Genomic DNA, 24915 nt, shown 5'->3' with positions numbered 1-24915 from the left:
CTATACTAAATCTCGTCTCCGCCTCGTTGCTGTTCGGCTTGCAACCGGACTGTCGATGTGCCGATCAGTACGTTTGTTGGGAAAGCGGAGTTGTTCTGTGGGGTGTCGATCTTATACGCCGCTGTACCGAGCACCGTTTCAAACACCGTTCAGCGTCGCCGTGTTGAGTCGGAGCAAAAGCAGTCCGCTCGTAAGAAGGCACAGGCTCCCTTGTGCAGGACAGACCAGTTCCAGTATTAGGTATCTAACTACACTCCGATACGGACTCGGTTTCGGTGTTTCGCGATCGCAACAGTGTCTGAGACAATATCCTGCCGAGTAGGGAATACTTTAACCCAGATAAGTACATGTTCTCATAGTAGTACTATCGTTCGGATATCACTGCTGTACTACCGTTTCTGTAGCTCAAACCACGACTGAGTACTCCGTGAATGCGGGCTCCGAGCGGTTGCAGTCCCCATTATATGAACCGTGTCTGGAAGCCACCGCGAGTAACGCATTAGACTGCAAATACAATCATAACCTCGGTAGCTGTATATGTAATGCGAACAGTGGATGCCTTCATCTACTTCATATGTTCTAAATTAGTCTCTACTTTTGGTCACCTGAACACAAACACCCTGTGTGAGCAGACGAAACAAAGACCAACTCAGAGATCTGCTTCGCTCGCTTGCCCTCCATCCCCACGATAGACGACTCGCGTTTCCAGTGTTGTTCGCCGTCGGCACACAGGTGTACTTTTTCCTGACAATCACACTCAGTTCTCCTCGACCACCCATGGCACCCGACGCTGGGATCTTTGAGCATCTTGGCTGGTATCTGACACACGGCGGTCGGTTGTACGTCGACGCCTGGGAACCGAAGCTTCCGCTGTCCTACGAGACGACCGGGATACTGGCATTGCTGTCCGGTGGCGATATGTACCGTCTCCACCTCTTCAGCGTGGTGCTGATGTGCGGTGCGGTGTGTGCCATCGTCGGACTCGTTGTGATACTCGTCTACGACGTCACCGGCGATGATATCGTTGCGCCGCTGGCTGGCCTCTCGATGTTCCTGTTGCCGGGGTTTGCTGTCCGTCCGGCGTATGGGTTCAAAGCGAAATATCTTCTCGTTCTCTGTGGGTTACTGGCGATATATCTGTACACGCGTGGCTACCCGGCACTGAGCGGTGTCGCTGCGGCAGCCAGCGTGGGATACTGGCAGGCTGGGGCCATCTTCCCACTGATTGTGGTCGGCTTAGCGATTCAGCAGCGCGACACACGGGCGCTTGAGCGTGTCGTTGCCGGCGGCCTCGGGTTCACCGTCGTCATGTTGCTGCCAGTGTTCCTCCTCTGGCACTCAGCCGCAGAGATGGTCGTTCAGGTCGTTCTCGTCTCATTACAAACGGAAGAACACGCGTCGTTGCTCACTCGGGTTGTCGCCGGTGTCGTCCACTTCAAATGGGCGTCACCGTTCGTCTTGCTCGGTGGACTTGGCCTCGTTCACACTGTTCGATGCTGTTTCACCGGCCATGATGGCGTTGTCGGACGCACCGACTGGTGGATTCCGGTCGGTGCAGCGTGGTTCGCGTTTCTGATACTGTTCGTCGATTTCGAGACTGGTGGCTACACCGACCTCATTCCGGGCCTTGCGTTCGTCGCAATCGGTGTCGGGGTGATCGCGACGGTGCTTCGCGACCGGCATCAGACGACGTATCTCGGCGGCGCTCTTGCACTGGTCCTCGTCGTGAACGTCGCCTTCCTCGGTAGTGTCGGCGTTATCTTCACACCCGTCGAGACACCGGGTCCGGAACCGATGTCGGATCTCGAAACTCACGATCTCCCGGAAGCATACGACGAGGCCGAACCAGTTCCCGATGTCCGGTACATCTACTGGCAACAGATCGAGCCATCGACGTGTCACTACCGACTCTCGGTGATGGAGTTGCGGTGGCTCGACCGAATCGACTCGTCGGTAGACAGCCGCTGTCTCGACTTGGGGACCGCCAGAGGCCGACTCGGGAACGGGTAGCCAGTTACGACTCCGCGGAGTCGTAGTCGGAGAGCGAGGTCTGTGTCGTTTCGACCGAACCCGTGATGATGTAGGGGACGATAATCCGGAAGAACTGAGCGGCGAGCACCAGCAGGATTGGACCCAGGAAGATGCCGTAGAAGCCAAACGCGATGGGGCCGAGGATGTACGCGAACATCAGCAGGCCGATGTGGGTCAGATCACCGCTGACGTACGGGCGGATCAGGAAATCCGGGATGGTGTCGACGACGACAAGCGTGACTACGAGGAAGAGGACAACCCAGGCCAGGGCTGCCGTCTGTCCCGTGATGACCGCGGAGACCGCAAGCAGTGCAGCCACGGGCAGGTAGACGATCTTCATCCCGACCACTGGAACGAGGCTACCGATGCCGGTGAGCGCGCCGACGAGTGGGGCAAACGGGATCTGCACTGAGCCGGGCGCGACCAGATTGTACAGCGAGAACACGAAAATCCCGATAACGCCCGTCACCAGTGCGTTCAAGATGTTCCCGAAGAGAATCGAGGATAGTTCCTCGTCGACCGCCGCTGCGTAGTTGCGAAGGACACCCGACCCATCGAAGGTGTCAAGGAACCAGCCGACGAGCCGTGGTCCGTCGGTAAGCAGGTAGTACGTTCCGGCGAACATTATGAACACACGCAGCAGCAGCGCCGTCAGCATACTCAGGGAGCCGATGATCGTATCGGAGACGCGTCCCAGCCACGACTGGACTGTCGTGTTTCGCAACAGGTCGATCACCTCATCCGGCCCCATTGCCAACACATCTGAGAACCCGAGATCGGCGAGCGGCCCCGGCGGCGAATTACCCTGGAAATCCTGGAACTGCGACAAGTACGCTGCGCCCAGGCCACCTTCGCCGAAGAACGACTGTAATTCGGGAACAATAAGCATGATCGTGTAGCCGACCAGAAGCACGAACGGTAGCAGGAAGAAGAAAATCGTGGCCGCTGCATGGATCTGCTTCTGGTAGGGGACGGCCCGACCCATGAACGACTCGGGCAGCGGGAGCCACCCGAGCCGCCGATAAATCGGTCGGCTGGCATAGTACAGAAAGACAGTAAACACGAGCGTCGGAAGGAACTGGGACAGGACGAACCCGACCACGAGGAACAGTGCTACGCCCGCGGTGGCAAGGAGGACGCGCCGTCCGAGGTCGGTACTGTATTCCATATGTTTTCAGTACAACATCTCGATAAAAAATAAAACCACCGGTCGGCCCGATGGCTGTCAGGATGAGCGGGGCAAAACGGGCGTTTCACGGCATCGGTTGTGGCTACAGCCCTTCGAACTGCGTGATCGCCTCGCGCCAGTCTTCGGGGATCGGGCGCGAGGACTCCGTGTCACGGTCGTATGTAACGACGGTCGTTTCCCCGGTCGCAGCCACACCATCCTCGGTCCGGACCTCGTACTCGAAGGGGAAACTCTTCTCGCCAAGACGTGGAACCCGGACGGCAACGGCGACTGAGTCACTGATCTGGACAGGCTGGATGTAATCGATTTCGAGATTCGCGATTACCATACCGGTGCCCGACTCGCTGCCCGAGAGCAGCGCTTCGCCACAGTCGACCACGTCGTGTAGGTAGTCGATGCGAGCCTCTTCGAAGTAGGTCGCGTACGTCGCGTTGTTGACGTGGCCGTACGTGTCGATGTCCGTGTATCGGACCTCAACTTCTGCCGTGTACTCGAAGCTCATGCCAGCAGTTCCGCGTGTTTCTCTTTGAGCTTCTCGATTTTCGGCGGGATGGTCAGCTGACAGTAACTCTGGTCCGGGTTCTTCTCGAAGTAGTCTTGATGGTACTCCTCGGCGGGATAGAACGTCTCCAGTGGCTCGACTTCGGTGACGATGTCGCTGTCGTAACCCGGCTCTATCTCCTCGATGAGGGCTTCGACGGTTTCGCGCTGGGCCTCGTTGTGGTAGAACACAGCCGAGCGATACTGCGTGCCAACGTCGTTACCTTCCCGGTCTTTCGTCGTCGGGGTATGCGTCGTGAAGTGGACCGCGAGCAGGTCCTCGTAGCTCACCTCGTCCGGATCGTACGTAATCTGGATACACTCGGCGTGGCCCGTTTCTCCACGGCAGACCGCCTCGTAGCTGGGGTCGGCGACGTGACCGCCGGCATAGCCCGAAACCACATCGGTCACGCCGTCGATCTGCTTGAACACCGATTCCGTACACCAGAAGCAGCCGCCCGCGAATGTCGCTTGTTCAGTCATCACCGGACGTACGTGCCCGGCGTACAAAACTCACTGGCTATGCCCGTCGCAGATGAGTGCCGGCCTACCGGTCGACCTCCCCCATGATAGTGTCCAGGCTGCCGATTGTCGCCACGAGATCTGGCACGTATTCACCGCGAGCCATCTCGGACAGCGCCTGCACGTGTGAGAAGGAGGGGCCGCGGATCTTGAACCGGGCCGGCGTTTCCGTCCCGTCAGAACGGATGTAGATACCGAGTTCGCCCTTCGCGGCCTCGACGGCGCGGTAGATTTCGGTGTCAGGGTCGGGCCGGAGCGTTCGGGGGACGTTCGCCTGTATCTCGCGGTCGTCCTCGGGCCAGTCCTCCAGCAGGTCGACGCACTGGCCGATGATCCTCGCGGATTCCTCTACTTCGCGCAGGCGCACGAGCAGGCGCGAGAAGTTGTCGCCGCCCTGCTCGGTGACGACCGACCAGTCGAGTTCGTCGTAGTAGCCGTACGGGTCGTCCCGGCGGAGGTCGTAGTCGACGCCGGAAGCCCGCGCGACCGGGCCGGTACAGCCGTAGGCTTTCGCGGTTTCAGCCGAGAGATGGCCCGTGTCGACTGTCCGGAGCTGGAGGATCTCGTTGCTGGTGAGCATGTCGTGGTACTCTGTGAGCTTGTGGGGCAGGTCGTCGAGGAACGCACGGATCTTCTCGAAGAACGCCTCGCGGGGTTCGGGCAGGTCCCAGGCGACCCCGCCCAGCCGCAAGTAGTTGAACATCAGCCGCTGGCCGGTCAGGTCTTCGAGGATGTCCTGAACGAGTTCGCGGTCCCGGACCCCCCACTGGAAAGTGGCGGTGAACTCCCCGACCACGTCCAGCGCGTAGGTCGCGACCGCGAGCATGTGCGAGAGAATACGTGAGAGTTCCCCGCCCATCGTCCGGATGACCTGCGCGTACGCTGGCACCTCGATGTCGGCGAGGTCCTCGGCCGCGCGGGCGTAGGCCCACTCGTTCAACAGACCGGCTCCGCCCCAGTCCCAGCGGTCCGGGTAGGGCATGATCTGGTGGCGGTAGGTGCCCTGCTGACACATCTGCTCCTCACAGCGGTGGATGTAGCCGATGTCGGGGTCGACGGCCGCCACCTGCTCGCCGTCGAGCTGGGCGTTCAGGTGGAGGACGCCGTGCGTCGAGGGGTGGTGTGGCCCCATGTTGAGGTGCATCGTCTCCGGCCCTTCGCGGTGGTCTTCGAGCAGTCGCTCGTGCTCGCGGAAGGAGACGATCTGTGGCTGGTTCTGGTCGTAGTCCCAGCTCAGTGGATGGCCCTGCCAGGTTTCAGGCAGGAGAATGCGTCGGAGGTCTGGGTGGTCCTCGTACTCAATGCCGACGAGGTCGTAGGCCTCCCGCTCGTGCCACGCCGCCGTCGGATACACGGGCGCGGCGGACTCGCTGGTCGGCGACTCCTTAGGTGTCGGAACGACGACCGAGAGCTCCTCTGTCGGGTCGGCGTAGCGCCGCAGATGATAGATCGTCTCGAATCGGTCGGCGTACTCCTGGGCCGTGACGCAGGCGCAGTGGTCCAAGCCGGCATCCTCTTTCAGTGTTGAGAGGACAGTCTGTACCTCGTCGGCACGGATGACAACGGCTGGGGCGTTCTCGTGGGTGTCCGTCGTGAGGACGTGGTCGCCAATCGGGTCGATGAGTGGATGGACATCGTCGGTGCGGTGGACTGTTTGGGCCATCTCCGTGGCCGTGCGTTCGCTGGCTGAATGCCTCGGACTATCCCCTCATGCCCGAGGTTATTTTAAATGCCTCCCGGAACAGTCAGCTATGAAGTACGTCACGCTCTCGCTGTGGATGGCCCCCGAGGTCCGCCACCCGATGCACCAGTTCGTCGTCGAACACGACGGCTACGAGGCGAGCTATCTCCTCCGGGGCAACGACATCGGTGCCGACCTCCAGACGCTGCTGTTTCACGTCGACGGCTTCCCGCCGGAGCCCTACCGGGCGGCACTGGAACAGGCCGACACCGTCCGGGAGTACGCAATCTCGACGTGCCCCGACGAGACGTTCTACCTCTACGTGCAGGACTCGCCGTCGGCGACCGGTCACGACCTCGTCAATGCTCTCACGCGGGCCGGTCTGGTCATTGTCTCGCCGGTCGCCTACCGTGCCGACGGCACGGTCGGACTCACACTGGTCGGTCCGGGCGGGACGGTCCAGCAGGCGGTCGAGACGGTGCCCGACGGCGTCTCCGTCGACGTTCGGGAGGTGGGGGAGTACGACAGCCGGCGGCTCGACACTGGCGCGGCACTCACTGACCGGCAGTTTGAGGCCGTCGCCGCCGCTGTCGACTGCGGGTACTATGGCGACCCCCGCGAGGGGAGCGTCGATGATGTCGCCGATGCGCTCGGCTGTGCACCCGGAACTGCTGCCGAACATCTCAGGAAGGCCGAGGCCCACGTGATGGCCGACATACTCGAACAGCGTCCCGTCTCAGTGGAGTAGTCTGGCGTCTCCGAGACCCACCCGAGTGGCTGTGCTCCCGAAAAACTATAAACTCTGGAACAGTGTCATCTAGCGCTGGATTGCGGCCACACGATAGGGGCCAGCGGTGGCCCACTCAGGACAACACTGACCATGGACACAGTAACTATCGACGACGTACCGGTTGAACGGAATCCGATGGAGGTACATGATATCCGCAAGCCCGTCTCCCGAAAACTCGGGACCGAGCATTTCGCGGCAAACTACTTCGAACTCGAACCCGGCGACTCCTTCTCGGGGAGCCTCCACCGCCACCACGACCAAGAGGAAGTGTTCTACATCGAACAGGGGCAGACCACCTTCGAGGTCGGCCTCGACCGCGAGAAGGTCGACGTTGCGGGCGGCGAACTGATTCGCTTCGAACCCGGCGAGTTCCAGCAGGGGTACAACTCCGGCGACGAGCGCGTCGTCGGCTGGGCCTTCGGAGCCCCCGGTGCCACGCACGACTGGGACGATCTGGAATCGAGAGCGCACTGCCCGGAGTGCGACGCGGAGACGACCCAGAGCGTTGACCTCGTTGGCGGCCGGTTCCAACTCACCTGTACCGAGTGCGGAAACGTTCAGGGCTAGCAGTCGCTTCAGTTTTTGTGGAACTACAGCTTCAGCCGATCGCCCCTTTCAGTCCTGCCCAGTATTTCTTGTCCAACCGGCTGTGGGTGGACTGAAAGGGGCCGAGCGGAGGACGAGTCTGGCGACAGTAGCACCGCAGTGAAGCGAGGAGCGCACGGAGTCAAACGAGTCGTCCGCGAGGGGGCTTTCTGGTTCTCTGAACCAATTTCGCACACTACCTCTCTCAATCGTTACTAGCCCACAATTCATATCGCATCGCGTCACGAAGCCCGGGTATGTCACTGGCCGACCTGGAGTGGCGCGTCATCGGCGAGGAAAAGCGACCTGGACCGATGACGATGGCGTTGGAAGCGGCCGCTGCCGAAACCGTCGCTGCCGGCGGGCCGGCAACGGTACGAGTGTACACTTGGCCCGATACGCTGTCGCTGGGCTACGGACAGGACCCGGACACGATCGACTGGGCGTTCTGCGAGCGCGAGGACATCGGGGTGACGCGGCGGCCCACCGGGGGCGGCGCGATCTACCACGACAGCGTGGCTGACATCTCCTACGGTATCATCGCGCCGGCCGAGGCCGTTCCGGGCGATCTGATGGCGTGCTACGAGCAGTTCTGCGAGCCGGTTCTGGACGCGTTCGAGCGCATGGGCGTCGACGCGTCGTTTGCTGACGACGAGCGGTCGGCGGTCCACCAGCCGGCCTGTTACCTGCGACAGCTTCACCCGGCCCACGACATCGTCGGCCCTGACGGCCGTAAACTCAGCGGGAACGCGCAGTACCGTCAGAAGGACGCCGTTATCCAGCACGGCTCTCTATCCGTCTCGCTGCGTCCCGACCGCCACTGCGGCTGTTTCACTGCCGACCCCGACTCGGAGCGGTTCACAGAGCGCGTCGGGGCGATAGACGAGTACACCGAGATCGACCGCCCCGAAGCCGTCGAGACGCTCCGCTCGACATTGGCCGAGTGGGTCGACGCGACCGAGGGTTCGTGGACAGATGACGAACTCGCACGCGCACGCGAACATGCAAAACAGAAGTACGACGCAGACGAGTGGATTCGACGGTCGCCCTGACGCTGGCGGCACAGTCCTGCGATGACGGGCGTTCCGGGCCGCCACGAGCCGCGTACTACCCTGGAATGTCGGCCTTCAGAGTGTTTCCTCGACAAACTGCGAGACGATGCGGTCCTCGGCAGTCCGGAGCTGATACTGCACGGTCGACCGGGGTTCGTCCAGTATCGATGCGAGGTCCTTGACTGAGACTTCCCGCGGCCGCTCGTAGTAGCCGTGGGTCACGGCGGCCTTCAGCACCCGCCACTGTTGGGGAGAGAAGTTCGCCGCGACCCGTTCGGTCGCCTTCCAGTTTCCGGCACTGGTAATGTGGGACACTGAGAGTGTGACGCCATCGCGGAGGCTCGATTCGATCTTGTCGTACACCTCGCCGATTGGGTTCGATCCCGGATAGAGGACGCGCCAGCGGTACTCGTCGCCAGTTCGTCGGGATTCGAAAATAGTCCCTTCGCGGACGTGCCGGTGCAGGAAACTCGGCAGCGACTGACAGCCGCTGATTTCACGACGTAGCGTGTACACTGTCCGCGACGTCTCCCCGTGGTCCAGCATGTGGTACGTCCGCGTCGTCTCACAGCTCGCGACGTCGAAACACTCGTTACAGCGGTCTTCGTCCAGAAAGACCTCGTCGAACGCACGCAGTGCCTCGGGCGTCCCTTTCGCGTGGTCCAGTCGCCACATGTGGTCGTCACCGACGAAGATAGCAGAGGACCACACGGAGAGACTCTCGTACTGCCGGAACACGTCCATCAGGCTATCGGCCCCTGCGTCGAACTGCAAGACGAACTCGAACTCGCGTGTTTCATCTACTTCGGCCTGTGGTTCAGTCATTTGGCTATTGCTAATTTAGAACATTCAGTATAAGTCAATTACTGGGCTATCAAGTCCACTTGAGCTTTTCAGTTGTCTTCTGATAAGCGACAGCCGCCGATTGGCTGTGGGCCGTACGTCTCGAATGATGGGTCTACAGACTAGAGGACAGTTCTGACAACAGACCTACGCCACCGTTTTGTGGAACCCCAGCCAAGCCATGGCATGGTCTCGTCCCCCGCTGATGACGACCCTGCCGACACCTCCACCGACGGCAGCGTCGCAGCCCTTTCCGAGGAGGAACTGTACGCGATTGTCCGTGTCGCGGCCGAGGACGCGGTGCTCGGCGCGCTCGGGACGCTCATGCTGGTCGGTATCGGAATCGTGCTGATTGCCACCGGTGCGTCCGCGCTGCTGACATCTGTGACACCGGTCTCGGTGCTCGTCTCGGTTGTGCTCATCGGCTTCGGCGTCTATCTCACCACCTCGAGTCTTGGTGTGATTCCGCCCGCTCGCGAGTGGCTCTGACTCCGGAACCTCTTTTGTCGGCCATCACCGACCGGTGTGCATGGTACGAGTCGGGGCACACACCTCCATCGCCGGCGGCGTCTACAACGCCGTCGAAGAGCAGGTCGAGTACAGCGGCAACTGCGGGCAGATCTTCTCGCACTCGCCGCAGGTCTGGCAGGACCCGAACATCGACGACGACGAGGCCGAGCAGTTCCGCGACCTCACAGCCGACCACGGCGTCGGCCCATGGGTCATCCACTCGTCGTACCTTGTCAACCTCTGTACACCGAAAGACGATCTCCGCGAGAAGTCCCTCGATTCGATGCAGAAGGAGGTCGACGCCGCCGCGAAGCTGGGTATCGAGTACGTCAACGTCCACCTCGGCGCCCACACCGGCGCGGGTGTCGATGGCGGCCTCGACAACGCCGCGAGCGTGCTGGACGACCTCGACATCCCCGAGGGTGTCACCGTGCTGGTCGAATCCGACGCGGGCAGCGGGACGAAACTCGGCGGCCAGTTCGAGCACCTGGCAACGGTCCGCGAACGCACGGACCAGGACATCGAGTTCTGTCTCGACACGGCCCACATGTTCGCCGCAGGCTACGACCTCTCGACGCCCGAAGCCGTCGACGAGACGCTCGCGGAGTTCGACGAAGTCGTCGGCGGCGAGGACCTCGCCTGCGTCCACCTCAACGACTCGAAACACGAGTGCGGGACGAACAAGGACGAACACGCCCACATCGGTGAGGGCCACATCGGCGAGGACGGGATGCGCGCGTTCGTCAACCACGACGCCATCCGCGACGTGCCGCTGGTGCTTGAGACGCCAACCGAGAACGGCAAGAGCTTCGCCTGGAATATCGAGCGCGTCAAGGAACTACGCGGCGAATAGGGCCTTTCGACCGCGATACTTTTGGGGGCGACTCAACTGTGAGGAACTGTGCGCAGGTTCTCCGCCGACTACCTCGAAACCACCCGCCGGGGGATGTGGGCCGACTCCCGCGAGGCGCTCTCGGGCTTGCAGTTGGGCGAGTGCGAGCGCGTCCTCGACGTGGGCTGTGGGACCGGTGAACTGACCCGCGTCCTCCGGGAGGAGACCGACGGAACGGTCGTCGGCCTCGACGCCGATACGGACCTGCTGGCCGCCGCCGGCGACCCGACTGTCTGCGGGGACGCGACGCGGCTCCCCTTTGCCGACGACAGCTTCGACCTGGTGGTGTGCCAGGCGCTGCTCATCAACCTCCCTGCCCCCGAGATCGCGGTCCGGGAGTTCGCCCGCGTCGCCACCGACCGGGTGGCCGCCATCGAGCCGAACAACGCCGCCGTCACCGTCGAATCGACCGTCGACGACGAACCCGTGCTGGCTCGCCGCGCTCGCCGGCTCTTTCTCGATGGTGTGCGGACGGACGTGACTCTCGGGAGCGACGCCGCCGACGTGTTCCGCGACGCGGAGCTAGCTGTCGTCTCGACGACGCAGTACGACCAAGAGCAGCGCATCGAGCCGCCCTACGACGACGTGGCGATACAGGCGGCCCGGCGGAAAGCAACGGGAACGGGGCTGGCTCACGACCGCGAGACGATTCTCAACGGCGAGGCGACGCCCGCCGAGTACGACGCGCTCCGGGAGCGCTGGCGGTCGATGGGCCGTGACGTGATCGAGCAGATGCAAGACGAGGCCTACGAGCGCCGCGAGACGGTGCCGTTCTTTGTTACCGTCGGCGAGGTTCCGTGACCCACTCGCTTCCGGCTTCGGGGAGCAGATAGCCCGCCAGTCCGTAGACTGCGATGTCCAGCAGGCTGGCGAGCAGACCGACGACACCGCCGACGACAGCGGCCACACCGGCTCCGATGAGCAGGACCAACAGCACCGCCTGGAGGCGAACCCCGCCGCTCTGGAGCGTCGGAACGAGCACCACCGCGAACAGTCCCAGCAGGAACGTGACGCCCGCGACACTCCCGGCAGCGGTCCCGTGGAGTACGAGCGTGCTAACTTCGGCTGAGTCGAGCGCCACCCGGCGGTGAATCCATCGGACCGCCAGAACGAACAGCGCCCAGAGGTAGCAGAAGACGGCGACGCCGACGAGGGTGTTCAGCACGGCGAGCAGGTCGGCGAGGTCGCCGCTCGCGTGGGCGGCGAGGACGCCGAGCAGGACAAACAGGGCAGTGTCGAACGTGGCGAGCGTCCACGTCACGAGTGACACCGGTTGCGTGGAGATCTGTGTGGCGTCGCGCGCTGGCTCAGTCTGATTCCCTTTTTCAGCCACGGCCTCCCGCTCACGCTGGTCCTCACCCATGTGCGAGGACCTCCGCGAGGACGACGATGCCCAGCATGACAGCCGCCGTCGCGCCGTAGACCCGCGAGAGCGTTCGTCGAAGGGCTGGGGGCAGGTCGTCGAACGTGTTCTCGCGGTCACTGGCTCGAACGAGGAGCAGCGTGCGGACGACCGATCCCCCGAGGAAGCCAACGACGACTGCGAGTTTTACCAACAGGGTTCGTCCCCAGCCGGTTCCAGGACCTGGCGGTCCGAGCGCACCGAGGTTTCCGACGCCGGTGAACACCAGTACACCGACCCCTCCCCAGAATAACCATTCAAACTGTCGTGCGGGCGCGAGTGTCGCGATAGCGCCGCTCCGATAGCTGTACCAGAGCACGGTCGTGCCGCCGACGAGAGCCGCCATCGCGAGGACGTGGAGGGTTCGTATGGCGAGGGATGTCAGGGCTCCCATGGTCGGCGGTACTCGGCGCGGTCTCATAGAACGGCGGGGTGTCCTACCGGTCGATTGTTACCACGCCCTCGCCCGTCGCCACGTTGTACCGCGTCGACGGGTCGACGGTCAGGCTGACGACGCCGCTGTTGACCGCGTCCGGGCGCTCGAACCGAGCCACCGTCGTGCGGGCGGTGTAGTCGGCGGTGTAGACGCAGGGCCGGGTGTAACAGCCGAAGGCGTGGATTCCGGTGTCGGTCGCCTCGATGCGTTTCAGATGAGGCAGTATCGACCCCGATCCCCAGCCGGTCTGGACAACGAAGACGGCCCGGCGCTCGAAGTCCGTCTCGGAGACGAACGCGTGAATCTCGTCCCCGTCGTCGTTGAGTCGGTCGACATCGTCTGGCCCGGTCAGCAGCGTCGCGTAGAGCTGCTTGCCGTTTCCGCCGCTGTCGTCGCCGGGCGAGAACTGTAGCCCGTCGTCGCGAAACACCGTTCCCCGCGCCGGCCGCTGGTCGAACGCCAGCGACGGCTCGGCCGGCATGTTGGCACAGAGGTACAGCGGGTCGTAGTCCTCGTTCTGCCCGTCTCCCGAGCACGCGGGCTCCTCGATGTCGTACGGCGGCGCGTCGACCCGATCGACGCCCGCGGGGAGTCCGCTCGGCGTCTGGGTCGGGGTGTTGGTCGGCGTGCCCTGATCGGTGTCGTTTCGCGGCGTCGGGTGCGTCGGCGTCGTCGCGCTGCCGTCGCTTCCGCCCGAGCCGTCGTCGCCAGCCTCAGGAGCTAAACAGCCGCCGAGGACGGTCGACGCGAGGCCGCCGACCAGCCCCAGTGTCTCGCGTCTCGTTCGGTTCATACGAGACGCTCCAACCGGCGCGGATGTATCCCTTCTGTACGCTCAAAACCGCGTTGTAGTTGTCATGGGCTGTGTTCACGCCCGATGCCCCGCCTGGAACGATGTCGCCCGCCGATAGACCCTTGCGGGGCAAGCGGCTACGAACGAACGTGCCGATTCGCGTCTTCCCATGATACCACCGCTCGTCCGTCGCTGTCCGGAGTGCCGCCACGTGACTTGGAGCCGTCGGTTCGCTGCCGTCGACGACGGCGAGCGCGGCTCGCGGCTCGTCGAATGTCCCGCCTGCGGACACCGGTTCTCGACGGTCGACGCGCTCTGGCTACAGTAAGTCAGCTTGTCAAAGTCAGTGCGATATCCCCCTACACCACGTCGCCCCGAACTGTCGCCCCCTCCTGCTGTGCCCGGTACTCTTTGACCGCGTCGGCGGCGTCGCCGGCCTCCGTCTCATCCATCCCGAGCATCGACAGCGACTGGGTCAGCGTCGGGAAGACGAACTCGTTGTCACGGAGCTTCTGGAACGCGTCGGGCGACCGTTCGCCGTCGAGCCACAGACAGGCCCCGCGGGGGTCCAGAATCTGCTCGTAGTCGTTTCGCATCTTTGCACCCTTGAGCCGCTGGGTAACGTTGTCCTCGAAGGAGGCGTTGCACACTTCCAGATGGACCGGTTCGTCGTCGTTCAGGAGGTGGGCGGCGAGACACTTCTCGGGGGCGGCGTGTCCGTTGGCGTTCGCGCGGATGTACTCGGGGTGCTCGTCGGCCCACGCGGCCCGGACGGTCTTGCCGACGCCGTCGACGCCGTGACTGCGCTGGAACTCCTCGGCGCGCTCCGGGGCGTCCTTGAACAGGATGTCCTTGGTGACGTACACGTCCAGCCGCTCGACCGGGTCCAGCCCGAGCGCCACGTCGCCGTACACCCACACCTCCCGGACCGGGACCGGCATCGTCTCGTCCTCGACCGTGGCGACGATTTCTTCGACCCGCTCGACTGCCTCCGGACGGTCCAGACTCATTGCCTGCCCTACTACGTGCGCGGCCTAAACGCTGACTCTCCGGAGCCGAACACTGATACCACTGTGCTGTCTCCACGACGATATGTCAGCGCTTCAGGCACAGTTTCAGAACCTGGCTGAATGGGCCGACGACTCCTCGCCGCTGTACGCCCATCTCTGCCGTGAGGCGGCTGAGGACAGCGATATCCCCGACATCGCAGCGACCGTTCCCGAGGGTCGTCAGGCCCCGCACCTCCTGCTTGCCGCGGTCCATTATCTGCTTACCCGGAACTCGGATCATCGGCTGGCCGAGTACTACCCGAGCATCACCCAGCCGGCACGCGACCCCGACGACGAGTGTTTTCAAGCCTTCCGCGAGTTCTGTCTCGACCATGCCGACGACATCCGGCCGCTCCTGCGGACCCGGCGCACGCAGACGAACGCAGTGCGGCGCAGTGCGGTCCTCTACCCGGCCATCTCGCAGGTGGCCCGCGCCGCCGACGGGCCGCTCGCGCTGGTGGAACTCGGGCCGAGTGCCGGCCTGAACCTGCTGTTCGACCGCTACCGCTACGATTACGATATTCGTGTAGTGGGTAACAGTGATTCACCGATTACCATCGAGAGCAGCGTCCGACATGGCGATCCGCCGCTCCCGGAGACGCCGCCCGCCATCCGCTCCCGGGTCGGGCTTGACCGCAATCCGCTTGACGTGACCGACGAGGTCGACAGGGACTGGCTCCGCGCACTCGTCTGGCCCGAACACGAGGCGCGGCGCGCCGTTCTAGACGGTGCGCTGACGGTCGCACGGGACGACCCACCTGCGCTCATCGAGGGCGATATGCTCGATGACCTGCCGGCGGTACTCGACGAGATTCCGTCCGACGTCCCGGTCTGTGTCGTCAACACGCTCGTGCTGTATCAGGTTCCAGCGGAACTGACCGAGGCGTTGGCGACGTTGCTCGAAGACCTGATGGCCGACCGGCCGCTGCACTGGCTCACCGGTCGGCGGGACCTGTCGGGCGGCGAGTCAGTGGGACTGGACTGGAAACGCCAGACCGACGATGGCATCGAGACCACCCACCTCGTCGACTACGAGCCACACGGCGCGTGGCTGTCGTGGCAGCCCTGAGCGCACGCACGGGCATCTACGTCGACAACGCGACGGGCGGCTGTCGGGCGTTCACCCGGGCTTATGTCCCGGCCGCAGGAACGTCGGGTATGCAGATCCGCGTGTACGACGAGGGGGCTGCCAGAGACTGCCTGTTCGTCCTCGGCTGGGGGAACCGGTGTCGACACCGGAACGTCCAGTGGCTCATCGACCAGCTTGCCACGGCGTACCGCGTTCACGCCGTCGAACTGCCGACACACATCACCGACTATCAGCGGGAGTGGGTCGGTCCGATTCAGGAGTACGCCGCCGACCTCGGCAGGTTCGACCTGCTCGGACACAGCGCGGGCGGACTGACAGCAGCCCATCTCGACGCCGACGGTATTGGCAACCGGGTGTACCTGAGCCCCTGGTGGGACAGTGATTTCCCGTTTCCGGGGCCGGTACTCGACGCCATCGCATCGCTCCCGATTACCAGACCGTTCATCCCTATCGATACCTTGGACGCCGACGCTATCGGCGACTTGGCGACGGCCCAGCAACTCGCGGAGGCTCCGTCGTCGGTTTCGCCCGCCTTCCTTCGGACTGTGTTTCGGGCCCAGCGGTCGCTGCCGCCGGCCCGGGACACCGCCGCGGCGTTCTGCACACTCACGGACGCCGTTGTCGACCCGCGTGCCGTCGGGGAGCGCTTGCCGGCCGACCGTATCCGACTGTACGACGGCGGCCACGAACTGTTCTCCTCAAGCGGCCGCGAGCACACCGTCGAGACGGTCCTCGATGCGTTACAGCGTGGTCCTGACGCGCTGTGAACGGCGTCTCTAGTGAAATCGCTGTAAGCCGCCGTGCCGGACCCGAGACGAAACCCTCTCACCATTGCGGCCACGACTACTCGCTACGATGGAGTGCGACAAATGCGGCGAGAACGCGGTGTTACACGCGGCCTATTCCGGGCTTCACCTCTGTGAGTCTCATCTCTGCCGAGCGGTCACGAAACGGGTTCGCCGTCGCATCCGCGAGGACGGCCTCGTGTCCGACGACGCCACGGTCGAGGACCCCGAGACGTGGGTCATCGGACTTTCTGGCGGCAAAGACAGCGTCGTTCTCACGCAGATTCTCTACGACACGTTCGCCGAGGACCCCCGCATCGAACTGGTCGCCCTTTCTATCCACGAGGGCATCGAGGGGTACCGCGACGCGAGCTTAGAGGCCTGCGAGGAACTGACCGACGACCTCGGCATCGAACACGTCACCGTCTCCTACGCCGAGGAGTTCGGGGTCCAGATGGACGATGTCGTTGAGGACGACCCCGAAGGGATGGCTGCCTGCGCCTACTGTGGTGTGTTCCGCCGTGACCTCCTCTCGAAGTACGCGGAGGAACTCGACGCCGATAAGCTCCTGACCGGTCACAACCTCGACGACGAGGCCGAGACGGCGCTGATGAACTTCCTCGAAGGCGACATCTCCCAGATCGCCAAGCATTTCGAGGCGTCGCTGGGGCCGTTCGACTCGTCTGCCGACGCGCCCACGGAACAAACGCGCGAGGCCCAAGACCACCACATTCCCCGGGCCAAGCCGCTCCGTGACATCCCGGAGAAGGAAGTCGCGCTGTACGCTCGCTTCCAGGACCTCCCGGCACACATCACCGAATGCCCACACGCCGAGGAGGCTTACCGTGGTGAGATACAGGAGCTTATGCTCGGTCTCGAAGAGAATCACCCCGGCACACGCCACTCGATTATGGCCGGCTACGAGAAACTCGCGGCGTTAGCCGCCGACACTTACGGCGGCGAGAACGGCGACACCGACTACGGCGAGTGCGAGAACTGCGGCGCGCCGACGGCGCGGGACCTCTGCCGGAAGTGTAATCTGCTGGACGCCCTAGAAGCAGTCTGACGCGTTCGCCGTTTCTGTCTGACACCGCGGGTCGTTGTCTGCTACTTCGCTGAACCCATCGCTCGTGGCCGTAGAACCCGAAAAAAGAACCGTGGACGTCGCTACTTGTTCGTCCGGATGACGTCGAGTCCGTTGTTCTTCTCGCGCTGGTCCTGTCCGCCGTCAGTCTCGCTGTACCCAGCGTTGCGACCGCCGCTGTTCTGATTCCCGCTGTTCGGGGCGGGACTGTCGAAGCTTTCGACGTTGTCGGACGCGTCGAAGGACGTGTCGTCACCGACTTCCTGAATCGCCTCGCGGGACTTGTTGGCCTGCTTCTGGGTCGTCGGACCGAGCACCTGGGCGGACTGGACGCCGGTCATGATGGCCATGACCCGCACCTTGCCCTTGTACTCTTCCTGAATCCGCGCGCCCCAGATGACGTTGGCGTCGGCTTCGAGCCGCTCAGTGATGTTCTGTGCGATGCCCTCGGCCTCCTTCAGCGTGAGGTCCGGACCGCCAGTGATGTGGACTAGGCCACCGCTCGCGCCGCGGTAGTCCACGTCGAGCAGCGGGTGGTTCATCGCGTCCTTGACCACTTCTTCGGTCTTGTTCTTGTCCTGGGTCTCGCCGACCAGCATCACCGCGACGCCGCCCTGATTCATGATAGATGTCATGTCGGCGTAGTCGAGGTTGATGAGGCTCGGCTGAGTGATGGTCTCCGAGATGCCTTTGACAGTCTCAGCGATGATCTGGTCCATCACGGAGAACGCCTTGCCGATCGGGAGGTTCGGGACGTAATCGAGCAGGCGGTTGTTGTCCAGCACGATGATGGAGTCCGCCTCGTTGCGGAGCTTCTCCAGCCCTTCCTCGGCCTTGACCGTGCGGGCCCGCTCGACGTTGAACGGCGTCGACACCATGCCGACGACGATTGCGCCCTGCTCCTTGGCGATCTTCGAGACGACGGGGGCGGCCCCGGTCCCGGTTCCGCCACCCATGCCGGCGGTGACGAACACGAGGTCAGCGTCGCCCAGCACTTCCTTGATCGTTCCCTGTGCCATCTCCGTGGCGCGCTCGCCCATCGACGGGTCACCGCCGGCCCCGAGGCCGTTGGTGAGGGACTTGCCGACCAGAATCTTCGTGTCGGCTTCGATCATCTTGAGGTGCTGTTTGTCCGTGTTGATGGCCACGGTGTCGGCGCCCTCGACGCCGATGTTGTACAGGCGGTTGACCGTGTTGTTGCCGGCGCCACCACAGCCGACGATGACGATGCGCGGGTCGCCGAACCCGTCGACGTCCTCGTTGGACATCTTCTTCTGTTCTTGCTCGTCGCGTTCGAGGGCCTCGTTAACGATATCCTGCATCGTTACACCTTGGCCCAGGACCGCTTCTTTTCGGAGGCCTGTTCGGAGCCTTCCTCGGCGAGCATTTCCCGAACCGCCGAGCGAATCGCTTCGCTCCGATTGGGGTACTCGCCCGTCTCGACCATCTGTTCGACCTCTTCAATCTGCTGCTTCGGAATCCGTAGTGTCACACGCTCCATGTTTGGTAGTTTCCCCTTGGGTAAGACGGCCCGGACGGGATCCGTTTACGCCCCGCACGAGTGTTTACACAGCGAAACCGCAGTACGAGGGCGGCATCCCCTCGCGTTCGCCGCTGTGTAAGACGACCGTCTTACGCAGAATAAACCACTGACCCTGATGTATTAAAACTTACGGGCAGTGTCATACACTTTCCCGTTTACGGCGTTTGAGGGCGCGTAACGCGTGCAAACGCTAGTTTAGGTCTGATCAAGTACATCCGCCGCGGGCGTTCGTCTGCCACAACCCGGGCAGAAACCCCAGTCCGACCGGAGCTCATCACCGCAATCACAGAACACCCGGCGGGATGCCTTCTCACCGCAGTTCGGGCAGTAAACGTGGTCAGAACCCAGGTTTTCACCACATTGTGCGCACGTCTTACGTTCTTCTACCTCGGTTCTGTCCCGTGTTTCCGGCTCTGTCTTACGCCCGCTCGTATCAGACGTTTGACTTTCGTCGTGGGACCGCCCGCTCTCGGTACTTGTACCTCGGTCAGCGGTGCGCCGTCGTTCGGTTTCGGCGTTCGCTGCCCCTGCGCTTACGCCGTCTAACGAGATGTTTACGTTGACATCCTGCGGCTGCGAAGGTGGGCGTTGCGTCTGCAGTCGGTCGGCGATGATGCTGTCGACGCGGTCTTCGATGAGTTCGTCGATCGTCTCGGCGTCGGTCACTGACTCTGACGCCGACGACGATGGTTCCGACGCTGACGGTGACGCGTCTCCGAGGTACTCCCGGAGCGCCTCACGCATGACCTCGCTCTTCGAGGCATCGAACGCCTCGAGTTGGTCGATGAGGTCATCGTCAGCACGGAACGTTATTTTACTCATCGGGCTCGATGAAGGTATTATACAGGCTGGTATTTTAATCTTCCCGCGCTGTCTGACGCCCGTCAGCTACCGGCATGACGCGATACATCTCTGTTCGGTCAGACACCGTTGATAGACCGCTTCGATCCGCTATCGGGAGATCGGAAAGCGGGTCAGACGTGTCAGACGCCGGTCGGTGTGTCACTCCGCGTCGTGTGACCGTTCGGCGAACCCTCCACGAATAACAACCCTTAAGTCCAGACGGCGGGGTATTTTCGGGTGTCGACCGCCCTTAGCTCAGACTGGTAGAGCAGTCGACTGTAGATCGACTTGTCCCCCGTTCAAATCGGGGAGGGCGGACTTGGTTTTCAGCCGAACTATGGCTGATAGCGTACGCCATGTTTGCGCGGCGTAGAACCCATCTACCGCTTGATTCACTTTCCCGCGAGCGACGGGAAAATCCAGAGTGGAGCTTGATTCCAGCTGGGGGTCGCCGCCTTCTCGCGAATTTCATAGCTGAGAGGAGTGGTCGGCGTGAGCCGTTCCCACCCCGATGCGGACGGCCTCGATGTGCCGAAGACGGCCGTGCGAAATCGGTCCCAGTACGCGGACACCCTTCACCGACCACGCCGATGCGGACGAACCGAAACCTGCGTGTGTCGAATCAGACTATCGGTCTGACGCCGACTTCACGGACGTTCCGGTTGCAGCGTATCCGCACTACAAGCTCTGTGAAAATCCGGAGTGTTTCGGGAGTGAGTGGTGGTGAGTCCGCAGTCGTCACCCTTCAACTTCGAGCCGGACCTGTCGCCGCTGACTGACGCCAAGCAAGAGGTGTACGAGGCTGTGGGCCCGAAATACTTGCAGTAGAGATTATGACTGTCTATCGGCTACAACTGAGGTGGTTCCTCACCAAGGATGTCCTCAATCGCCTCTCGGAACATCTGGAGGTTCTCCTGTGAATCCGGTGCTGTTGATGCCTTCGTTCCCGGAAGATTCGTTTCCTTGGCCAGCTCGATCTTGCCGGAGAAGCCTTCTTCTTCCTCAACAAGGCTATAGTACTCCATGAGTTTTTCTCCCATATTTATACCTCCTCGTAGAAGTCTTCAAGTGCGTCAATGTACGGGTCGGCTTCCTCACCCCACTCATCAAGCGGTTTGATAACCCACTCGCAGACGTCGTCGCCCATACCAACACAGCGTGACTCCATCTCTAGAACTGGCGTCCCCATGAACCCGCTACACCACGCCGAGCCATACCCCATGAGACTCCAGCAGACCGGGTGGTTGCTCTCTCCGTTATGTATGAGATGCTGCTGTGCTTCGTACGAGTTGTGCCAGAGGCCCCTGAAATAAAAGTCGCCAGCCTCGCGGTCGTATTCCATTTCGAGTGGCTCGACAGCGACGATTCCTTCCTGGGTGTGGAGTGCAGGACCAACCTCCAATAGATCTCCGGGAGTCTCCCAGTCATAGCTCGCCTGCATCTGCAGGAAATCGGCGTACCCTGACTGAAAGCCGAATCGGAGGAGTTGCTCTCGGGCTTCCTCAATCCCCATCGAGTCGATGAGCTGTTGCCGGAGGAGCCCGATAGCATCGGCGTTGAATGACACCATCCGGTTGTTCTTGAACACGTTCACGCCCTGCTGCGACCCGTAGGTTAGGTCGCTCTCTAAGTCGAAGTCTGATGCCTGCATCTACGCCTGAGTAACTGGCAATTGTACAAATTTGTATGGCTCTCAGTATCAGATATTGTAATAGAGCCGTAGTCACACCTCTATAACAGCAATGCGAGAGCCGCGGCAACGGACCTAAGCAGATCGGGAGTTGGAGCATTCCATGTTTTTGACTCCATAAGAAGCTTTATCAGGGATTTATATGATATGTGATAGACAATATTCGATCGTTTTGGTAGCTACACCCCCTGTATTGACCACGGCCGGGTCATGAGTTACAACCCGATGAGGACTTCAACAGAGCCGAACGTACATAAAAGCGAACGCAGGCAAATTATTGAGTCGGTGTTTTAGCTCCGGTCTGCACCTCGAATCGCGTGAGGTAGCTTTGAGAGTTCTGTCTCACTCCCACGAAAGCGATACTTTGAGGAATTGGTTTTAATGACGAGTGTTGCCTTCGCCATTAGGTGTCCGGCGAATATTGAGATGGCTCCCAACATGAAGATAATAAGAGCGATGGCCTGACCGCTTGGCAATATAACTGACAATAGAAGCCAGAGAATCCCTGAGAAAACGATTCCCAAAAGCCCAGCAACTGTCGCTCTATTGAGGTATGACGGTGGGGAGTAATCGATCTCGGAAATACTGTCCACTCGAATATCTGTGATTGACTTGGCGGTGTCAAAGACCAATCGAGAATCCGTGCAAACGAGTTTGCCCGTGCCTGTTAACGGGGGAGTTGGCGTTGTCTGATCAACCTCTGCGGATGCCAGACGCGACTCATTATTTTTCACATAGTCATCTGCATTCATATTACGATACTAAATACGTCCGTCAGTATCTACTTTAACTTGCGCGTTACTTCCCACTTTAACACTAGCAAGAGGTATAGGCAGGAGAATACCTCACGTCGTGGAGGACAGACTTGCCTTTCGACCCTGCCCCATCCGGCCCACTGGAGGCGGTCAGCCGGTGAGCGTAACCGGGCGTTCGGCAGCGAGCATGATGTCCTGCGTGGTGCTCCCGAGGAGGACGTTCGCGATCCCCGACCGCTTGCGTCCGCCCATGACGATGTTATCGGCATCGCAGTCCGTTGCGGCGTCGAGTATCTTCCGTCCGACTTCACCGCCGACGGCGACCCGTTCGACGGAAATCCCCGCTGCTTCCAGATGCTCGGCGGCAGTGACGGCGGCGTCGACCTCCTCGAACTCGTGCGGTGGAGCCCCTTTGTAATCCTGATGTGGGAACACGAAGAGGACCGTTGCTTCGACTGACTGGGGGGCATTGGGAAGGGAGGCGAGGTATTCAGCCTGGTTCTGTGCTCGCTCTTCGCTCGTATCGACCGGGACGAGTACCTGCCGTATCCCTTCGCCGGGCACGACGGTCTCACCCGTGATCGTGACCGGTCTGTCGGCCGAGAGCAACACGTCCTGTGCAGTGCTCCCGAGCAAGACCTTCGAGACGCCCGACCGCTTGCGTCCGCCGACAACGATCTCATCACTGTCCAGTTCAGTCGCGGTACGGACGATCTGTTGCGCAACGCCGCCGTCATCAACCATTCGAGTTACGGAGACGCCGGCTTCTTTCAGTTGATCGGCTGCCTGAACGGCGGCGTCTATGTCACCGAACGCCACCTCGTCGGCATCGGCGAATTCGTCGGGCGGCATCACGCAGAGCACTGTCGCCTCGACGGTTTCAGTGGCATCCGGGAGCTGTGAAACGTATGTCGATTGATTGGACGCGCGCGCCTCGTCCCTGTCGACGGGTATGAGTACACTGTACATCACACGGAAATGGTACCTCAATTGAATTAAACCATGTCACAAATTCTCACGGGGTAAGAAAACCAGTGTGGCAGACCACGTCGACCGACCGGACGGCATGGATCGTACCGCTGGGACGCGCTCGAAGCAGTAGATGCCACGGCGCTTGAAACAAAGTAACAAGCGATGGGATCGCGAGAGCTGTCGAAGATGAACCCGGCAGAATCTCGAATCGAACTGCCGGTGTCGGCTTGGCGTCAGAACCGCTCGCTCATCGCTGCCAGCCCGGCGTCCACGTCGACGACCGCGCCCTGCTCACCGAGTGCGTTGCCCAGCGCCGCGAGCAGGTAGCTGACGTTCTGCCGGCGGGCCGAATGGCCCATGCAGCCGATGCGCCAGATGTCGCCCTCCAGTGCGCCCAGGCCACTGGCGATTTCGAGGTCGTACTCGTCCAGCAGGTGCTGGATGACTGCGCCGTCGTCGACGCCGTCGGGCACACGGACGGTGTTCAGGCTCGGGAGCCAGAAGTCGTCGGGGGCGTTCATCTCCAGCCCCATGCCCTCGACGCCGGCTTTCAGCGCGCCAGCGACGCCCAGGTGGCGGTCCCAGCGTTCTTCGATGCCTTCCTCGGCAACGAGGCGAAGCGCCTCACGGAGTGCATACACGTTCGTGATCGGGGCCGTGTGGTGGTAGGCGCGCTCGTCGCCCCAGTACCCTTCCAGCAGCGAGATGTCTAGATACCACGAGCGGGCCTCGGACTCGCGGGAGAGGACTTTGTCCATCGCGTCGTCGTTGAGCGTGAGCGGGCTCGCGCCCGGCGGACAGGAGAGGCACTTCTGCGGGCCGGAGTAGGCCACGTCGATACCCCACTCGTCGACGCGGAGTTCGACGCCGCCCAGCGAGGTCACGCTGTCGGCGATGACCAGCGCGTCGTTTGCGTGGGCGATGTCAGTGAGTTCGGGCACCGACGGCTGGAGGACGCCGGTGCTGGTCTCGGCGTGGACGAATCCGAAGACGTCCGGGCTGTGTTCGTCGAATGCCGCTTCGACCGCCGCCGGGTCGAGCGGCTGGCCCCAGGGGGCGTCGACGGTGACGACCTCGCCACCCGCGCGCTCGGCCATGCTCGCCATCCGGTCGCCGAAGTAGCCGTTCGTCGGGACCAGCATCGTGTCGCCCGGTTCAACGACATTGCCGATGGCCGCCTCCATCGCCGCGGACCCGGTCCCGGAGACCGGAATCGTCCACTTGTTGTCCGTCCGGAACGTGTACCGGAGGAGGTCCTGAACTTCGTCCATGATCTCGATGAACGAGGGGTCGAGATGGCCGACCAGCGGCGTACTCATCGCCTTGAGTACGCGCGGGTGTACGTCGCTCGGGCCGGGGCCCATCAGCGTCCGGTCCGGTGGTGACAGCTCTCCGACAGCGGGTGCCTCGTCCATATCGTCTGTTACCCGGTGACTGGGCATTAAAATCCGCGGTCACGACGCTCTGTTCAGGGCGGGGTCGGTCCCACGCCTCTGCTGAGAGCGTAATTCCCTCACTGCAAGCGTACAGTAAATCTCACTTTTGTGTCGCCAGTCATTGGCTGCCACTACCCTCCCCCATAATCACAATCGCCGGACGCCACTGTTGTGAAGGGTGTGAACAATCTACCCTGTTTTTACTCTCGTACTGCAAAGGTGGTGTGTGGTCGTCGATGGGATTGTTCGATAACGCTGCGTCCCCTGGGGAGGAACCGAGACGCCGATACACCTGTCTGGTGTGCCAGGCGTCGTTCGACGTTCAGTACCACTCGTGTCCGGACTGCGGTGCGTACGACATCCGCCGGACGAAGTGGCTCACGTAGCCCCCGGCGTCCACGT

Annotated in this window: 28 protein-coding genes and 1 tRNA gene; 13 read left to right on the top strand and 16 right to left on the bottom strand. The window is 62.2% G+C overall.

The genetic code is table 11. The features are described from left to right. The first annotated feature begins 777 nt into the window (after positions 1 to 777). On the top strand, positions 778 to 2010 hold the full coding sequence (locus ACYJ11_RS03520) for a DolP-mannose mannosyltransferase (RefSeq protein WP_461647370.1): 1233 nt from the start codon (positions 778 to 780) through the stop codon (positions 2008 to 2010). 4 nt (positions 2011 to 2014) lie between these two features. On the opposite strand, the gene ACYJ11_RS03515 is transcribed toward ACYJ11_RS03520, so the two are convergent. From ACYJ11_RS03515 to ACYJ11_RS03500, 4 genes are all read right to left on the bottom strand, one after another. Further along, positions 2015 to 3199, bottom strand: a complete 1185-nt coding sequence (locus tag ACYJ11_RS03515; protein WP_461646740.1) for an AI-2E family transporter — start codon at positions 3197 to 3199, stop codon at positions 2015 to 2017. Positions 3200 to 3302: 103 nt separating this feature from the next. Continuing rightward, complete coding sequence (locus tag ACYJ11_RS03510) at positions 3303 to 3722, bottom strand: acyl-CoA thioesterase (protein ID WP_005537544.1); 420 nt, start codon at positions 3720 to 3722, stop codon at positions 3303 to 3305. Further along, positions 3719 to 4243 (bottom strand): peptide-methionine (S)-S-oxide reductase MsrA, encoded by a 525-nt coding sequence (gene msrA, locus ACYJ11_RS03505; RefSeq protein WP_188974805.1) that lies wholly within the window; start codon positions 4241 to 4243, stop codon positions 3719 to 3721. The genes ACYJ11_RS03510 and msrA overlap by 4 nt, the downstream gene beginning before the upstream one ends. Positions 4244 to 4307: 64 nt before the next feature. Next, positions 4308 to 5945, bottom strand: coding sequence for an NADH-quinone oxidoreductase subunit D (locus tag ACYJ11_RS03500; protein ID WP_461646739.1), 1638 nt, complete (start codon positions 5943 to 5945; stop codon positions 4308 to 4310). 88 nt (positions 5946 to 6033) lie between these two features. Here ACYJ11_RS03500 and ACYJ11_RS03495 point away from each other — a divergent pair, with 88 nt between their 5' ends. The 3 genes from ACYJ11_RS03495 to ACYJ11_RS03485 all read left to right on the top strand — a co-directional run bounded on the left by ACYJ11_RS03495 (position 6034) and on the right by ACYJ11_RS03485 (position 8390). Next, positions 6034 to 6711 carry a helix-turn-helix domain-containing protein gene (locus ACYJ11_RS03495; protein WP_461646738.1) on the top strand — a complete coding sequence of 226 codons (678 nt, stop codon included), beginning with the start codon at positions 6034 to 6036 and terminating at the stop codon, positions 6709 to 6711. Positions 6712 to 6843: 132 nt separating this feature from the next. Then, positions 6844 to 7320 (top strand): cupin domain-containing protein, encoded by a 477-nt coding sequence (locus ACYJ11_RS03490; RefSeq protein WP_461646737.1) that lies wholly within the window; start codon positions 6844 to 6846, stop codon positions 7318 to 7320. A gap of 275 nt (positions 7321 to 7595) precedes the next feature. Next, positions 7596 to 8390, top strand: a complete 795-nt coding sequence (locus ACYJ11_RS03485; RefSeq protein ID WP_461646736.1) for a lipoate--protein ligase family protein — start codon at positions 7596 to 7598, stop codon at positions 8388 to 8390. A gap of 75 nt (positions 8391 to 8465) precedes the next feature. On the opposite strand, the gene ACYJ11_RS03480 is transcribed toward ACYJ11_RS03485, so the two are convergent. Continuing rightward, positions 8466 to 9215, bottom strand: coding sequence for a helix-turn-helix domain-containing protein (locus ACYJ11_RS03480; protein ID WP_461646735.1), 750 nt, complete (start codon positions 9213 to 9215; stop codon positions 8466 to 8468). Between the two features lie 204 nt (positions 9216 to 9419). Between ACYJ11_RS03480 and ACYJ11_RS03475 the strand changes: the two genes are divergently transcribed. The 3 genes from ACYJ11_RS03475 (at position 9420) to ACYJ11_RS03465 (ending at position 11436) form a co-directional block, all read left to right on the top strand. Then, complete coding sequence (locus ACYJ11_RS03475; RefSeq protein ID WP_461646734.1) at positions 9420 to 9722, top strand: hypothetical protein; 303 nt, start codon at positions 9420 to 9422, stop codon at positions 9720 to 9722. A 40-nt stretch (positions 9723 to 9762) separates the two neighbouring features. Then, complete coding sequence (locus ACYJ11_RS03470; RefSeq protein ID WP_461646733.1) at positions 9763 to 10596, top strand: deoxyribonuclease IV; 834 nt, start codon at positions 9763 to 9765, stop codon at positions 10594 to 10596. 93 nt (positions 10597 to 10689) lie between these two features. After that, a complete protein-coding gene (locus ACYJ11_RS03465; RefSeq protein WP_461647369.1) occupies positions 10690 to 11436 on the top strand; it encodes a class I SAM-dependent methyltransferase in 747 nt (248 codons plus the stop codon). Here ACYJ11_RS03465 and ACYJ11_RS03460 read toward each other — a convergent pair. From ACYJ11_RS03460 to ACYJ11_RS03450, 3 genes are read right to left on the bottom strand one after another with little or no spacing between them, the layout of a single operon-like run. Next, entirely contained in the window at positions 11414 to 11998 is a 585-nt protein-coding gene (locus ACYJ11_RS03460; RefSeq protein ID WP_461646732.1) for a hypothetical protein, read from the bottom strand. The two genes, ACYJ11_RS03465 and ACYJ11_RS03460, sit on opposite strands and share 23 nt — an antisense overlap. Continuing rightward, positions 11991 to 12422, bottom strand: a complete 432-nt coding sequence (locus tag ACYJ11_RS03455) for a CopD family protein (protein WP_461647368.1) — start codon at positions 12420 to 12422, stop codon at positions 11991 to 11993. Before ACYJ11_RS03455 ends, ACYJ11_RS03460 begins: the two co-directional genes overlap by 8 nt. Positions 12423 to 12474: 52 nt before the next feature. Next, positions 12475 to 13266, bottom strand: coding sequence for a hypothetical protein (locus ACYJ11_RS03450; protein ID WP_461646731.1), 792 nt, complete (start codon positions 13264 to 13266; stop codon positions 12475 to 12477). Between the two features lie 169 nt (positions 13267 to 13435). Between ACYJ11_RS03450 and ACYJ11_RS03445 the strand changes: the two genes are divergently transcribed. Then, positions 13436 to 13594, top strand: a complete 159-nt coding sequence (locus ACYJ11_RS03445) for a hypothetical protein (protein ID WP_188974785.1) — start codon at positions 13436 to 13438, stop codon at positions 13592 to 13594. A gap of 31 nt (positions 13595 to 13625) precedes the next feature. Here the strand turns inward: ACYJ11_RS03445 and ACYJ11_RS03440 are convergent, their stop codons facing one another. Further along, positions 13626 to 14276: a DUF7095 family protein gene (locus ACYJ11_RS03440; RefSeq protein ID WP_004591112.1), complete on the bottom strand. Its 651-nt coding sequence runs from the start codon at positions 14274 to 14276 to the stop codon at positions 13626 to 13628. An 82-nt stretch (positions 14277 to 14358) separates the two neighbouring features. On the opposite strand from ACYJ11_RS03440, the gene ACYJ11_RS03435 reads away from it, so the two are divergent. The 3 genes from ACYJ11_RS03435 (at position 14359) to ncsA (ending at position 17256) form a co-directional block, all read left to right on the top strand. Next, positions 14359 to 15384: a DUF2332 domain-containing protein gene (locus tag ACYJ11_RS03435; protein WP_461646730.1), complete on the top strand. Its 1026-nt coding sequence runs from the start codon at positions 14359 to 14361 to the stop codon at positions 15382 to 15384. A gap of 89 nt (positions 15385 to 15473) precedes the next feature. Then, entirely contained in the window at positions 15474 to 16172 is a 699-nt protein-coding gene (locus ACYJ11_RS03430) for an alpha/beta hydrolase (RefSeq protein ID WP_461647367.1), read from the top strand. A gap of 88 nt (positions 16173 to 16260) precedes the next feature. Continuing rightward, positions 16261 to 17256 (top strand): tRNA 2-thiolation protein NcsA, encoded by a 996-nt coding sequence (gene ncsA / locus ACYJ11_RS03425; protein ID WP_461646729.1) that lies wholly within the window; start codon positions 16261 to 16263, stop codon positions 17254 to 17256. Positions 17257 to 17357: 101 nt separating this feature from the next. Here ncsA and ftsZ read toward each other — a convergent pair whose 3' ends face one another. The 3 genes from ftsZ to ACYJ11_RS03410 all read right to left on the bottom strand — a co-directional run bounded on the left by ftsZ (position 17358) and on the right by ACYJ11_RS03410 (position 19639). After that, positions 17358 to 18596: a cell division protein FtsZ gene (ftsZ, locus tag ACYJ11_RS03420; protein WP_461646728.1), complete on the bottom strand. Its 1239-nt coding sequence runs from the start codon at positions 18594 to 18596 to the stop codon at positions 17358 to 17360. Positions 18597 to 18598: 2 nt separating this feature from the next. After that, entirely contained in the window at positions 18599 to 18775 is a 177-nt protein-coding gene (locus ACYJ11_RS03415) for a ribbon-helix-helix domain-containing protein (protein WP_004515010.1), read from the bottom strand. A gap of 237 nt (positions 18776 to 19012) precedes the next feature. Next, on the bottom strand, positions 19013 to 19639 hold the full coding sequence (locus ACYJ11_RS03410) for a CopG family transcriptional regulator (protein ID WP_461646727.1): 627 nt from the start codon (positions 19637 to 19639) through the stop codon (positions 19013 to 19015). A 265-nt stretch (positions 19640 to 19904) separates the two neighbouring features. Here ACYJ11_RS03410 and ACYJ11_RS03405 point away from each other — a divergent pair. After that, positions 19905 to 19978 (top strand) — tRNA-Tyr (locus ACYJ11_RS03405). 530 nt (positions 19979 to 20508) lie between these two features. Here the strand turns inward: ACYJ11_RS03405 and ACYJ11_RS03400 are convergent. From ACYJ11_RS03400 to ACYJ11_RS03385, 4 genes are all read right to left on the bottom strand, one after another. Further along, positions 20509 to 20700, bottom strand: coding sequence for a hypothetical protein (locus ACYJ11_RS03400; protein ID WP_170097818.1), 192 nt, complete (start codon positions 20698 to 20700; stop codon positions 20509 to 20511). Positions 20701 to 20702: 2 nt separating this feature from the next. Next, positions 20703 to 21311 (bottom strand): XylR N-terminal domain-containing protein, encoded by a 609-nt coding sequence (locus tag ACYJ11_RS03395; protein ID WP_170097819.1) that lies wholly within the window; start codon positions 21309 to 21311, stop codon positions 20703 to 20705. A 944-nt stretch (positions 21312 to 22255) separates the two neighbouring features. Beyond that, positions 22256 to 23074 carry a universal stress protein gene (locus ACYJ11_RS03390; RefSeq protein ID WP_461646726.1) on the bottom strand — a complete coding sequence of 273 codons (819 nt, stop codon included), beginning with the start codon at positions 23072 to 23074 and terminating at the stop codon, positions 22256 to 22258. Between the two features lie 236 nt (positions 23075 to 23310). Continuing rightward, the gene (locus ACYJ11_RS03385; protein WP_461646725.1) at positions 23311 to 24492 is read right to left on the bottom strand and encodes a pyridoxal-phosphate-dependent aminotransferase family protein; all 1182 of its coding nucleotides are present in this window, start codon (positions 24490 to 24492) and stop codon (positions 23311 to 23313) included. Between the two features lie 257 nt (positions 24493 to 24749). On the opposite strand from ACYJ11_RS03385, the gene ACYJ11_RS03380 reads away from it, so the two are divergent. Further along, positions 24750 to 24899, top strand: a complete 150-nt coding sequence (locus ACYJ11_RS03380; RefSeq protein WP_167321083.1) for a hydrogenase maturation nickel metallochaperone HypA — start codon at positions 24750 to 24752, stop codon at positions 24897 to 24899. Positions 24900 to 24915: the final 16 nt, after the last annotated feature.

The organism is Haloarcula sp. H-GB5, from assembly GCF_054850705.1.
This window is presented reverse-complemented; position numbering and strand designations above follow the sequence as displayed.